Annotated in this window: 11 protein-coding genes; 5 read left to right on the forward strand and 6 right to left on the reverse strand. The window is 68.7% G+C overall.

Translation table 11 applies throughout. The features are described from left to right. Nucleotides 1-61: 61 nt before the first annotated feature. Nucleotides 62-943 carry an SGNH/GDSL hydrolase family protein gene (locus VGP60_RS19385; protein ID WP_327549443.1) on the reverse strand — a complete coding sequence of 294 codons (882 nt, stop codon included), beginning with the start codon at nucleotides 941-943 and terminating at the stop codon, nucleotides 62-64. 115 nt (nucleotides 944-1,058) lie between these two features. Then, nucleotides 1,059-1,688, reverse strand: coding sequence for a class I SAM-dependent methyltransferase (locus VGP60_RS19390; protein ID WP_327549444.1), 630 nt, complete (start codon nucleotides 1,686-1,688; stop codon nucleotides 1,059-1,061). 159 nt (nucleotides 1,689-1,847) lie between these two features. On the opposite strand from VGP60_RS19390, the gene folC reads away from it, so the two are divergent. Both folC and VGP60_RS19400 read left to right on the forward strand, forming a co-directional pair. Then, on the forward strand, nucleotides 1,848-3,473 hold the full coding sequence (gene folC / locus VGP60_RS19395; RefSeq protein ID WP_327549452.1) for a bifunctional tetrahydrofolate synthase/dihydrofolate synthase: 1,626 nt from the start codon (nucleotides 1,848-1,850) through the stop codon (nucleotides 3,471-3,473). A gap of 41 nt (nucleotides 3,474-3,514) precedes the next feature. Beyond that, nucleotides 3,515-3,862, forward strand: coding sequence for a DUF4233 domain-containing protein (locus tag VGP60_RS19400; RefSeq protein ID WP_327549453.1), 348 nt, complete (start codon nucleotides 3,515-3,517; stop codon nucleotides 3,860-3,862). A gap of 121 nt (nucleotides 3,863-3,983) precedes the next feature. On the opposite strand, the gene VGP60_RS19405 is transcribed toward VGP60_RS19400, so the two are convergent. Next, a complete protein-coding gene (locus tag VGP60_RS19405; RefSeq protein WP_327549445.1) occupies nucleotides 3,984-4,163 on the reverse strand; it encodes a hypothetical protein in 180 nt (59 codons plus the stop codon). Further along, on the reverse strand, nucleotides 4,160-6,004 hold the full coding sequence (locus VGP60_RS19410; RefSeq protein WP_327549446.1) for an amidase: 1,845 nt from the start codon (nucleotides 6,002-6,004) through the stop codon (nucleotides 4,160-4,162). Before VGP60_RS19410 ends, VGP60_RS19405 begins: the two co-directional genes overlap by 4 nt. A gap of 271 nt (nucleotides 6,005-6,275) precedes the next feature. Between VGP60_RS19410 and VGP60_RS19415 the strand changes: the two genes are divergently transcribed. Both VGP60_RS19415 and VGP60_RS19420 read left to right on the forward strand, forming a co-directional pair. Then, entirely contained in the window at nucleotides 6,276-6,893 is a 618-nt protein-coding gene (locus VGP60_RS19415; RefSeq protein ID WP_327549447.1) for a GntR family transcriptional regulator, read from the forward strand. A 39-nt stretch (nucleotides 6,894-6,932) separates the two neighbouring features. Next, nucleotides 6,933-7,853, forward strand: a complete 921-nt coding sequence (locus VGP60_RS19420; RefSeq protein WP_327549448.1) for an acetamidase/formamidase family protein — start codon at nucleotides 6,933-6,935, stop codon at nucleotides 7,851-7,853. Here the strand turns inward: VGP60_RS19420 and VGP60_RS19425 are convergent. Together VGP60_RS19425 and VGP60_RS19430 are read right to left on the reverse strand one after the other, a co-directional pair. Next, nucleotides 7,850-8,323 (reverse strand): GNAT family N-acetyltransferase, encoded by a 474-nt coding sequence (locus VGP60_RS19425; RefSeq protein ID WP_327549449.1) that lies wholly within the window; start codon nucleotides 8,321-8,323, stop codon nucleotides 7,850-7,852. The genes VGP60_RS19420 and VGP60_RS19425 overlap by 4 nt on opposite strands. A 96-nt stretch (nucleotides 8,324-8,419) precedes the next feature. Further along, nucleotides 8,420-10,798: a penicillin acylase family protein gene (locus tag VGP60_RS19430; protein WP_327549450.1), complete on the reverse strand. Its 2,379-nt coding sequence runs from the start codon at nucleotides 10,796-10,798 to the stop codon at nucleotides 8,420-8,422. A 137-nt stretch (nucleotides 10,799-10,935) separates the two neighbouring features. On the opposite strand from VGP60_RS19430, the gene VGP60_RS19435 reads away from it, so the two are divergent. Further along, the coding region (locus VGP60_RS19435; protein ID WP_327549451.1) for an alkaline phosphatase D family protein at nucleotides 10,936-12,297 on the forward strand (1,362 nt) is incomplete at its 3' end.

Here is a 12,297-nt window from a genome sequence, read left to right on the forward strand (position 1 = left end):
CCCCCAACGCCGCTTTGGGGTAATGGTCGCCGTCATCTGTCGGCAGCAATGGCGAAACGGGCTAGGTCAGGTTCTGGTAGATCACGTTCGCCATTCCGGCCATGCCCGAGCGGAACGGGTGGTACGCGGCGGCCGGGGTGAACAGCCCGGCTTCCTGGCCGTTGATCCACGCGGCACCGCCGGTGGCGCAGGCGTCGTGGCCGAGCGAAGGTCCGTAGGTGTCCACATAGGTCGTCGCGCCGTCGAGGGCGGCCGCGTTCGCGATGGCGGCGTTGAGGGTTTCTTCGATGCTGTTCAGCCAGGCGTAGTCACCGTCGGCGAACGGCAGGATTCCGGGGCAGTAACCGGATTCCGGGGCGATCCGCGGGTAACCGATGACGTACACCTGCGCGTGCGGCGCGTAGTAGTGGACGCCGCGCAGCGCGGTGACGATGTTGGCCTGGGTACTGGCGATCGCGGCCTTCAGCGTGTCGACGCCGTTGGCGGTGAAGTGTTCCTGGCACGGGTTCCCGGTCGGATCCGAGGACCGCAGTGACGGGCAGGTGTCGATGATCCGGCCGAAGACGCCGTAGTCGTTGCCACCGATGCCGAGGGTGACCAGGTCGGTGTGCACACCGAGGGCGTAGAACTGCGCCTGGTTCCGGCCGAGCGGCACGTCCTGGGATTGCGCCAGGTTCGACGTCGTCGCGCCGCCGCAGCTGACGTCGGTGAAGCGCACGTTGAGGCGGTCGGCGAGATACGACGGATAGTTGTTGGTCGATCTGCCGCAGCCGAGCGGGTCGAGCCGCTGCGCGGGGATGAAGGGGCCGGAGGTGTACGAATCGCCTAGCGCGACGTAGTTCCGGAAGCTCGGGGCCAGTGGTGCGGCCGACGCCGTGAGGGCTGTCGCCGACAGCAAGATCGTCGCGGTGAGGGCGGTGAAAAGTAGCCGGGCGGTACGCATGGAAACCTCGTTCTGTTAGCCGTACAGCGGACTCCTTTCCCGTTTTTAGCGATCTTCGATCGGCCGAAAAGCCGCCAACCGGGTGGTCGGGGCTCAGCTTCACCCGGCTGAGTTGTCACAACGGGTGATGTTCAGGTGGCTGTGTGTACGTCAAGAGGTAACGCCAAAAAAGCAGCGGCCGGATCGTGCTTCCGGGGAGCAAAGCGGCCGATTCGCGCCGGATTTCGCTCATCGTGGGGTAGTCGTCCTTGACCGGCGGCCGTAACCGTGGCTCGGGGCCGCCGTTGAGGCGCTCGCCGAAGTGGACGACCAGCCGGGCGAGCAAGTTGACCGGCGCCGCGGCCAGCCAGCGCGCGAAGTCGCCCGGCCGGCTCGGCTTCGCCAGCCCGAGCACCACGAGCACCCCGCCCGGGGTGAGCGCCTCGCGCAGCGATTTCACCGTCTCGAACGGCACGTGGTGCAGCGACGCGATGCACGAGATGAAGTCGTAGTGCGCTTCGGGCAGCGGGCCGGCGGAGATGTCCGCGTGGCGGTATTCGACCTTCCCCGGCCCCGGGGAACCCGCGGCACGAGCGGCCTCGACCATCACCCCGGACACGTCGAGCCCGTCGACGCGCAGCCCGGCCGCCGCGAGCCGCCGCGCGAACTTCCCGGTGCCGCAGCCGACGTCCAGCGCCCGCCCCGGCCCGGGCGGCAGGTGCCGCAGCAGGAGCGGGTGGTAGTGGTCGTTGTGGTTGAAAGGCATGCATGGAGACTGCCAGGAAAGCCGCACGTAGACTCGCCGAAGACAGAATGAGCTGCTGAGTTTGGAGTTTGAGTGCCGCGAGGTGAGGTCGGCGACCCGGACGACGAGTCGTTCGACACCGATGATTTCGAAGCGCCGGCGAGCCGGGGACGGCCCGATCTGGCCGACCCGGACAGCTACGCGGGGATCGACGAGCTCGGAGCACAGGCACACGAGTTCGGGGACGATTCCGATCCCACGCTCGGCGCCGTCGACGAGGCGTACGCGGCCGGTGGCGGTTCGCGCGGCGGGATCGGCGGGATCGGCCAGCTCGGGGACAACCTGGCGACCGGCCCGGTCCCGGATCTCGCCAACATCGACGAGCAGGAGTTGCACGAGCTCGACGACCAGGGCGAGAACGGCCCCGCCGTCGACCCCAACGGCCAGGAGGCCAGGCGTGAGCTGATGGCCGTCGAGGCCGAGCTCAACCAGCGCTGGCCCGAAACCAAGATCGAACCTTCGCTGACGCGGATCTCGGCGCTGGTGAACCTGCTGGGCGAGCCGCATCGCGGTTATCCGATCCTGCATGTCGCCGGAACCAACGGCAAGGGCTCGACCACCCGCATGATCGACGCGTTGCTGACGCGTATGGGCCTGCGGGTCGGCCGCTACACCAGCCCGCATCTGCAGCTGGTGACCGAGCGGATCGCGCTCGACGGCGCACCGATCTCGGCGGCGGCGTACACCGACCTGTATCACGACATCGCGCCGTACGTGGCCATGGTCGACGGCGCCGGCAAGCCCGGCGACCCGGCGATGAGCAAGTTCGAGGTCCTCACCGGGATGGCGTTCGCGGCGTTCGCCGACGCGCCGGTCGAGGCCGCGGTCTTCGAGACCGGTATGGGCGGCTCGTGGGACGCGACGAACATCGCCGACGCCGAGGTCGCGGTCATCACCCCGATCGGGATCGACCATGTCGAGTACCTCGGCAGTGACATCACGAAGATCGCCGCGGAGAAGGCCGGGATCATCAAGCCCGGCAGTGTCGCGGTGATCGCGGAGCAGGACCCCGCGGTGATGAACGTGCTGGTCGAGCGGGCGATCGAGGTCGACGCGAGTGTGGCCAGGGCGGGCAGCGAGTTCGCGGTGCTGGAGCGCGAGATCGCCGTCGGCGGGCAGTTGCTGAAACTGCAGGGCCTCGGCGGCGTTTACGACGACGTCTTCCTGCCGCTGCACGGCGCGCACCAGGCCGCCAACGCCGCGCTGGCGCTCGCCGCCGTCGAGGCGTTCTTCGGTGCCGGCAAGGATCGTCAGCTGGTCGTCGAAGCCGTTCGTGAGGCCTTCGCGGAGGTCGAGACGCCGGGACGGCTGGAGCACGTCCGCTCCGCACCGCAGGTGCTGCTCGACGCCGCGCACAACCCGCATGGCGCCCGCGCGCTGGCGACGGCGGTCGCCGAGGAGTTCGCCTTCCGGCGGCTGGTCGGCGTGGTCGGCATCATGGAGGAGAAGGACGCTCGCGGCATTCTCGAAGCCCTTGAGCCGATCCTCTCCGACATCGTCGTGACGCGGAACAGCTCGCCGCGCGCGATGGGCCTCGAAGAACTGAACGAAATCGCCATCTCGATCTTCGGTGAAGACCGGGTGCTGGCGGAGACGAGCCTGGAGACGGCCATCGAGTCCGCGATCGCACTCGTCGAAGAGAGCCAAGAGCCCGACGAACCGCTTTCGGGTGGCGGGGTGTTGATCACCGGCTCCGTGTTCACCGTGGGCGAGGCACGCACCATGTTCGGGAAGGCGCCGGCGTGAGCGAACCAGTGGCAACACCGAAACCACCGGCCAAGGACCCGATGAAGTCCTTTCGCGGGGTGATGGCCGGCTCGCTGATCATGGAGGCCATCGCCGTCGCGCTGGCCCTGCCGGTCGTGGCGAACCTCGCCGGGGGCATCGGCTCCGGCACCGCGTGGGTCGTGGTCGCGATCGCGGTCGCCCTCATCGTGCTCTGCGGTCAGCTGAAGCGTTCGTGGGCGGTGAACGCCGTGCTCGTGCTGCAGGTCGCCATGATCGCGTTTTTCATCGTGCTGCCCGCGGTCGCCATCCTCGGGTTCGTCTTCCTGGCGTTCTGGCTGTGGCTCCTGTGGCTGCGCCGCGACGTCGCCCGCCGGATGGCCGAAGGCCGCCTCCCCAGCCAGCAATAGCACCGTCACCATGGCCACCGTGAAATGTGGCGCGGCTTGGGTGGGTGGCTCGTGAGTGGCAACAAGTGTTCTAACACTCGTAGCCACTCACGAGCCACGGTGGCCATAGTGGTCTCGGGGGCTACCGTGGGGGAGTGGCGTCGTCGGGGTCGTAGGGCAGGTATGAAGTGCCGTACTTCGCTTGCCAGGCGACGGTCAGCAGTTCACCGTTGAGGCCGCCCGGTGCCGGTGGGAGGAAGCCGATGTCGATCGGTGTCCCGAAGGCGACGACGTGGAACGGCTGTGGCGCGTCGAGGCTCATCGCAATGCCGCCCGGACGGCTTCTTCACCGACGAGCGGATCGTTGCTCGGGCCTTCTTCTTGTGCGGCAACGAGAAGCCGCTTCGGGGAGGCCGCCGCCGCGACCGGGTCGGCGGGCACGGCCTTGTGGTAGTCCGGGAAACGGTCCTGGTAGTCGATCATCGCCTGCACGATGTCCGGCTCGGAGAACCGCGGTCCCCAGAACTGCGCCGAGACCGGCAGGCCCTGGACGTAGCCCGTGGGGAAGCTGACCATCGGCCAGCCGAGCGCGTTGGGCACCTGGTAGTAGGCGCGGTACACCGGGAAACCGGGCCCGCCCGAGCGCTGCCCGATGACGTCGCCGAGCGCGAGGACGAGCATGAAGTCGACACCGGCGTCGTCGAGGGTCTTGGTGTAGTTGGTGATGAGCTGCCGACGCCGTTTCTCGCCCTCGTAGCGCACGGACGCGGTGATCCCGCCGTTGAACCTGTCCGCGCTGGCGAAGCTCGCCGTCGCTTCGCCCGGCGCGCGGCGGCCGTACTGGCTGGTGAGGGTCGCGACGGCTTCAGGGCTCGGGATACCGCTGGCGCAGAAGTCCGCGACGGCGGCCGCGTACCGGATTTCGTAGCGGTTCGAGTTCACCACCGCGGCGGACGGCGAAACCGGTGAACCGTCCACAGTGGCCAGAACCTCGGTGGACGCGAAGTACGGGTTCTGCTTCGGGTCGGTCATGTCGAGGCCCTTGAACGGGATGACCTTCGCGCCCATCGACGTCAGCTGCCCGACGAGCCGGTTGAAGACCTGCAGATGCCCGGCGCCGTACGTCGACTGCGGGGAGACGCCGACCTTGATCGCGCCGTTGACGTTCATCCAGTCCGTCTGCGGGATGCCGATCGTCAAGCCCTGCAACGGTTTGCGGCCCTGACGCGCGGACAGTGGGACACGCGGGAACGGTGTGGGCGCGGACAGCGTCTGCGGGTCGTTGACGCCGTCCGGGCCGAGGATGGCGCTCAGGATCAGGGCCGAGTCGCGGCCGCTGCGGGAGATCGGGCCGAGTACGTCGTACCCGGGGGAGAGCGGCATCAGCCCGGCGATCGAGACCGTGCCGAGCGAAGGCTTGATCCCGGACGCGCCGTTGGCGGCGGACGGCATCACGATGCTGCCACCGGTTTCCTCGCCGATGCAGGCCGCCGCGAGCCGCGCGATCGGCGCGACGCCGGAACCTTGGCTGGAGCCGCCGGGGACGTACGCCGGATTCCAGGCGTTGCCGGCGAAGGTGCCGGTGATCGAACCGGAGAACGCCGAGCAGATCGTGTTGCCCAGCAGCACCACACCGGCCGCGCGCAGCCTCGCTACCGCGGTGGCGTCCTGCAAGGCGAGGTTGCCCGCGAAGGTCGGGCTGCCGTCCTGGGTGTTCATCCCCTTGATCCCGACCGAATCCTTGATGCCCATCGGAATCCCGCACAGCAGCGGCACGTTGTCGCCGTGGCGGCGGGCGCCGTCGAGCCGTTTGTCCGCCGCCTTGGCCGCGGCGAGGGCGGCGTCGGCGTCGATCCGGACGAATGCGTTGTACAGCCCGTTGTTCGCGTAGGTCTCGAAAGGACCGTTGAACTTCGCGATCCGGTCGAGATAGGCCCGGGTCAAGTCGACACTCGACAGCTTGCCCGCGCGGAGCATGGCCGCGAGCTCGAAGATCTCGTAGTCGACGATCCGCGGCCGGTACGGGATCGAGTTCGCTTGGGGGAGCGCGTCGGCGTCGGAAGGCGCCGCAGGAGCCGCTTTCGCCACTCCGCCCATGGCCACCGACAGGGCGGTGCCGACCACGGCCGTCCCCGCGCCACCGAGCAGCGTTCGCCGGGACAACCCCCGGTTGGTCGTATCGGAGATCTCAGATTGTATACGGTCACTCACGTCCGTGCCTCGTCTCTGCCAGGATTCGGATGCGGGGAGTGGTGGCATCCGGACCGATGCGGAACGCTAAGAGTGTTGTATTACAACAGTGTGAGCGGAGGTGACAAAGATATTTCCAGCCGAGGGCGGTGGTCGCCTCATTACTTGCTGTTCTCTGCACTGACCGAGTTTCGCATACAATGTCCGGATGAACGATGCGGCGAGGGGCCCAGGAGGACGCCATGTGCCCCTGCGGGACATGGTCGTCGACGAGATCCGGCGGCTCATCCTGGACGGGCAACTGGCCCCCGGCACCCATCTTGTCGAAGACCGGCTCGCCGAACAGCTCGGAGTGTCCCGGAACCCCATTCGCGAGGCCATCCGCGTGCTCGGCGCCGAAGGGTTCGTCACCTTGCCCGCGCGGCGGGGTGCCTTCGTCGCGACGCTTTCGGCCGTCGAAGCCCAGGACTTCTTCGACGTCCGGCTGGCCCTCGAACCGCTGGGCGCCAAGCTGGCCGCGAAGGCCGCCGGTCCCGAAGGCGTCGCGCAGCTCGAGGAGATCCTGGAGCGTGCTCGCGTCGCCACGGAGATTGGCGACCACAGCGCGCTCGCCGAGCTCAACAGCGAGTTCCACACCCGCGTCTTCCAGCTCAGCGGCAACGAATACCTCGTGTGCGTCGCGGTGCCGATGGTGCGGCGGGGCCAGTGGCTCTTCCGCCAGAGTGTCGCGCGCCGCGCCCCGCATTCGTGGACGGAACACCGGGCGCTGGTCTCGGCCATCGAAGCCGGGGACGCCGAGCTGGCGGAGACCGAGTCGCGGCGGCACGTGCTCGCCGCCCGCGCGGCCTTCCCCCGGTCCTGAACCAGGTTTGTACACATTTCGCAGCAGGGAGAGCCAGCCATGACCGAACACCGCCTCGACCCGGCGCCGGACACCGTGACCGACGTCTTCTCCCCGGCACGGAAACCGGTGCTGACGGTCGACGCGGGCGACACCGTCGTCGTCCGGTCGCTCGACGCCTCCGGGTGTCTCGAGCGCCAGGAGAAGCCCGGTGACAAACCGCCCACGATGATCAACCCCAGCCGCGGCCACTGCCTGACGGGCCCGATCGAGGTCCGGGGTGCCGAGCCCGGCACGGTGCTCGCCGTCCGGCTGAAGGCGTTGACACCCGGCGACTGGGGCTGGACCCTCGCGGGGAAGGACAACGCGCTGACCAGGCGGCTCGGGCTGGGCGACGGTCCACCGACGTGGCTGCTGTGGGAGCTCGACAACGAAGCCGGTACGGGGACCAACGACCGCGGTCACACTGTGGGCCTGGCGCCGTTCCTCGGGGTCATCGGTCTCCCGCCCGCAGAGCCCGGGGAGCATTCGACGATCCCGCCGCGCCCGGTCGGCGGCGGCAACATCGACTGCCGCGAACTCGTCGCCGGTTCCACGCTCTACCTGCCGGTCACGGTCCCCGGTGCGTTGCTGTGCGTCGGCGACGGGCACGCCGCACAAGGCGACGGCGAGGTCTCCGGCACCGCGATCGAGTGCCCGATGACCACCGAGATGACGCTCGACGTCGTCACCGACGTTCCGGTGGAAGGCATCCACGCGGAGACCCCGGCGGGGCGGATCACCTTCGGCTTCAACGAGGACCTCAACGAGGCCACGGCCGACGCGCTCGACGCGATGGTGACGTGGATGCAGGCGCTCTACGAGCTGGACAGGGCCACCGCGCTCGCGCTCGCCAGCCCGTCGGTGCACCTGCGCGTCACACAGGTCGCGAACGGCGTCTGGGGCGTCCACGCGCTCCTGCCCACCGGCGCCATCCGCTAGTCGAGCCGCTTGACCATGACGACGTTGGTTTCGGCGTACCCGGCGCTGCCGTAGAGCGTGCGGGCCGTGGTGTTGTCGCCGTGGACGTGCAGCTGGATCTTGGTCAGCCCGAGCGCGCGCACCTCGGCTTCGACGGCCTCCATCACCGCGCGGCCGTAGCCCTTGCCGCGCTGGTCGGCGTCGACGCGGACGTCGTAGACGTAGGCGAGCGGGCCCGACGCCTCGTCGCGTTCGGCGAACCAGATGGCACCGACCTTGCGGTTTTCGACGCGAGCGGCGAAGAGGTGGTTCTTCGGGGTCGCGACACCGTCGGAGAGGAGTTTGGCGTGCGCCTCTTCGGAGCGTCGGACAGCGTCCTCGGGCTTCCAGTTTCCGGTGGCGACGTTCGCCGCGGCGTAGCCCGCGACCGCTTCGCGGTAGTACGCCGTGAACTCTTCGTCGGTCAGCGGGGTGAGGGCGATGCGGGGCATAGGACTCCGAAGACGTAGGTGGGGCGGCGGCGGGCAGGTGGTTGCGGTCGTGAGTGGCTACGAGTGTTAGAACACTCGTAGCCACTCACGAGCCACCTACCTGAGCCGCACTATGCGCAATTCTGGGGACCTGGCAATGTCCGCCTCACAGAACCGGCTCCGGACCCACTGGCCCTTCGAGAAGAGCTTGGTCTGGTCGGAGAAGTAAGGCGAGGTCGGATCCGTCGACTGCGAGTACGTGAGCAGCGTCGACGCGTCCGGGCAGCCCGTCCGGTCGAAGCCGACGACCTGCACGAAACTCGTCCCGTGGACGATTTCGACGTTGCCAGCGGCCGGGTCCCACCGCGGCGTGATCACGTTGAGCACGCCCAGGCCACCCTGGGCGCCGTGGATCGGGATGCGTTCGCCGTTGCGGGTCACCGTCTGGTTGTCGGCGAGCTTCGCGTCGAACGGGATGCCCGCCGCCTTCAAGTCCGCGGCCGCCTTGCCGAACGCCGTCTGGACGGCCACGCTGGCCGTGTTCAACGTATTCGGCGTGGTCAGCGGCTTGGTGACGTCGAACGGAACCTGCCACGAACCCGGCGGCAGCTCGAGCGCGAACCGCTGGAACAACAGCGAACCGCGTGACTGCAACGTGTACCGATGGTTCCACGAAGCCAGTGCCTCGCACGCCGTGCTGACGTCGATCGGGCCCGACGGTGACGGAGCCTGGCCCGCCGGGAACGCGGCACACATCTTCGCCGTGTCGTCGGCGGCGAGTTCGGCCACCCGGCTCCGGTCGGCGAACAGCATGTCCTTCATCGAGTCCGGGGTGAAACCCTTGCCACGAATGCCTTCCTCGGCGGAGATCAGCGCTTCACGCGTCCGCGGCGACCGCTCGGTGCCGATGGTGCCGACGATCCGTGAGTATCCGGTGATCGGCGCGTTCGCGTTGGCGAGCCAGGCACTGTCGTTGGCGTTGAGCTCGTAATCCCGGCGTTGCTGGTTCGGCAGCTTGCCCGGGCCGAAGAGTCCCGGCTCGATGGCGTCTGCGTCGGTACCCCAGGCACAGTCCGTGCGTGAGCCATCCAAAATGGACACACCGGACGCCGGATAAAGCATGCGCCCCAACGGGGTCCCGCAACGTTGTGCCAGCTCGTCGGTCACGTTCGGCACGACCTGGATGTCACTGTAGAGCGCGTTGCCCGCGCGGTCGGTCGCGAGGGTGTTGACCCACGGCACGCCCAAGGTGCTCGACAGCGCTTGCTCGACCTGCCCGGTGCTCTGCGCCTGGTTCAGCGCGAACCACGTGTTGAGCCCGCGCATGTTCGTGCCGTTGCCATCCCGCACGGCGAACGCCGATTTCGCCGTCCACGGCACGGGAACGCCGCTCACGGTGGTGGTGACCGGGCCGTACCTCGTCGCGTACAGCGTGCGGCTCACCGGCTTGAGCGAGCCGTCGGGCTGCTTCACCTGGATCCGGACGTCGGTGCTCGTCATCTTCTCCGGCTTGCCGTCGACGAGGTACGTCGTCGGATCGCCCGGCACCAGCGGAACCTCGTACAGCCCGAAGGTGATGGCCGTGGACACCGTGTGCGTCCACGCCGCGTTGTCGTTGTGCCCGATCTGGATCATCGGGATGCCGAGCAGGCTGCCGCCGGACACGTTGAGCTTGCCGGGAATCGTCAGCTGCGACTGCCAGAACCGGCGCCCGCCCTGCCACGGGTAGTGCGGGTTGCCGAGCAGCACACTGCGGCCGTGCGCGGTGCCGTCGGCGCCGACGGCGATGCCGTTGCTGCCGAGGTCACCGGAGCCGAGCGCCTTCGCGAGTCCCGCGCCGATCCGGTCCACGGTCGAGGCGTCCGCCGGTGCGGGCGGCGCGGCGGGCGTGGGCTGGGCGGTGGCCAGTCCTTCGGCGAGCGTGCCCTGGCCCGCGGTCGTGGCGATGGCGTAGAAGTGCCGGTAGACGTCGATGACGCTGATCGGGCGCAGCCAGGCCGCGCCGTGACACGCGGGATCGGTGACCCCCGCGGCGCCCGTTTCGGCGAAGTACTTGTTGTACCCCTGGACGTACCCGGCGATGAGCTGGCGCACCTCCGCGCGCGGTCCCTGCGGCGCCGGCTGCGCGACGAGCCGCTCGACGATCTTCGAATCGTTGATCCGCTGGAAGTGCAGGTCGCTGGTCAGGTTCGCTCCCGCCGAGCTCAGCGCCGTGTTGAGCGGGCCGTCCGGGCCCAGGTACTTCGACCGCTCGGCGCCGACCGTCAGATACCCGTTGGCGAGCTCGCAGAAGTTGTCCTTCGCGGCGGCGAAGCCGTATCCGTACCCCAGCCCGTCGTAGCTCTTCGCGACGATGTGTGGCACGCCGTGCTCGGTGTAGCGGATCGTCGCCCGAGACCCGGAGTCCCCGAGTTCACCGAGTTCACTGCCCGAAGCCACTGGCACACTGATCGACGACGCGATCAGCACGGTGGCGGCGATGGCTCTCAACCGCATGGAATCCCCTTGGTGTTCGTGAACATCCCCTGTCGGACAACCTATCCACATTTCGGGGTGAAGGGGACAGTCATGGGTTCACTGCCCGGCCAACCGCAGTTGGCCCACCGGTCGTCCGGCCGGGATAGAACCGCGCCATGACCCACCACGAATCCTCCCGCCGTTCCCTGCTGCGCGCCGGTGTCCTCGGCGCCGGCATGCTCGCCACCGGGGCGCTCACCACGCCTTTCGCCGGTGCCGCGCCCGCTCTCGTCCGCCGCGACCGGCCCGTGCTCACCCACGGCGTCCAGTCCGGTGACGTCACCGCCGACTCCGCGATCGTCTGGTCGCGCGCGGATCGGCCGTCGCGGCTGATCGTCGAGGTCTCCCGCGACGAGTCGTTCCGCCACGCGCGCCGCGTCCGGGGCCCGGTGGTCAGCCCGGACACCGGCGGCACCGGCAAGGTCAGGATCACCGGCCTGCCGTCCGGTTCCGAGCAGTTCTACCGCGTCACCGCCGAAAACCTCGACGGCCGCGGCACCAGCGAGCCGGTGACCGGACGGTTCCGCACCGCGCCGCTCGGACGCCAGGACGTCCGGCTGCTGTGGTCCGGTGACGTCGCGGGTCAGAACTGGGGCATCAACCCCGAACTCGGCGGTATGAAGATCTATTCGGCGATGCTCGATCGGCGCCCGGATCTGTTCCTGCACAGCGGTGACACGGTGTACGCCGACGGGCCGCTGACCGAAACCGTGGCACTGCCCGGCGGCCGGACGTGGCGCAACCTCGTCACGCCGGAGAAGTCGAAGGTCGCCGAAACCCTGGCCGAGTACCGCGGGCAGTTCGCCTACAACCTCATGGACGACAACCTCCGCCGCTTCAACGCGGCTGTGCCGAGCTACGTGCAGTGGGACGACCACGAGGTCACCAACAACTGGTACCCGGGCGAAATCCTCAACGACCGCCCCGAATACACCGAGAAGCGCACCGACGTGCTCGCCCCGCGGGCGTTCCAGGCCTTCCACGAATGGCACCCGATCGACCAGAAGGCCGCTGTCGACGGCCGGGTGTACCGCAACTTCCGCTACGGCAGCCGTGTCGAGGTCTTCGTGCTCGACATGCGCACCTACAAGGACGCCAACACCTCGGACCGCACCAAGCCCGGCCGTATCCTCGGCGACAAGCAGGCGCGCTGGCTGGTCGACGCGCTCGACCGCAGCACCGCGACCTGGAAGATCGTGCAGGCCGACCTGCCGATCGGGCTGATCGTGCCGGATGGCAAGGACATCGAAGGCGTCGCCAACGGCCTGCCCGGCGCGCCCGGCGCCCGCGAGACCGAACTCGCGTGGGTGTTGCGGGAGATCGCCAAGCGCAAGGTGCGCAACGTCGTCTGGCTGACCGCGGACGTGCATTACACCGCCGCGCACCACTATTCGCCGGACCGGGCCGCGGTCGGCGACTTCGATCCGTTCTGGGAGTTCGTTTCCGGGCCGCTCAACGCGGGCGCGTTCGGCCCGAAC

Source organism: Amycolatopsis sp., from assembly GCF_036008905.1.
Classification (GTDB): domain Bacteria; phylum Actinomycetota; class Actinomycetes; order Mycobacteriales; family Pseudonocardiaceae; genus Amycolatopsis.

Coding starts and splice junctions, on each gene's coding strand:
- VGP60_RS19385 (WP_327549443.1), bottom strand. CDS start 943: ATGCGTACCGCCCGGCTACTTTTCACCGCCCTCACCGCGACGATCTTG.
- VGP60_RS19390 (WP_327549444.1), bottom strand. CDS start 1,688: ATGCCTTTCAACCACAACGACCACTACCACCCGCTCCTGCTGCGGCAC.
- VGP60_RS19400 (WP_327549453.1), top strand. CDS start 3,515: ATGAAGTCCTTTCGCGGGGTGATGGCCGGCTCGCTGATCATGGAGGCC.
- VGP60_RS19405 (WP_327549445.1), bottom strand. CDS start 4,163: ATGAGCCTCGACGCGCCACAGCCGTTCCACGTCGTCGCCTTCGGGACA.
- VGP60_RS19420 (WP_327549448.1), top strand. CDS start 6,933: ATGACCGAACACCGCCTCGACCCGGCGCCGGACACCGTGACCGACGTC.
- VGP60_RS19425 (WP_327549449.1), bottom strand. CDS start 8,323: ATGCCCCGCATCGCCCTCACCCCGCTGACCGACGAAGAGTTCACGGCG.
- VGP60_RS19430 (WP_327549450.1), bottom strand. CDS start 10,798: ATGCGGTTGAGAGCCATCGCCGCCACCGTGCTGATCGCGTCGTCGATC.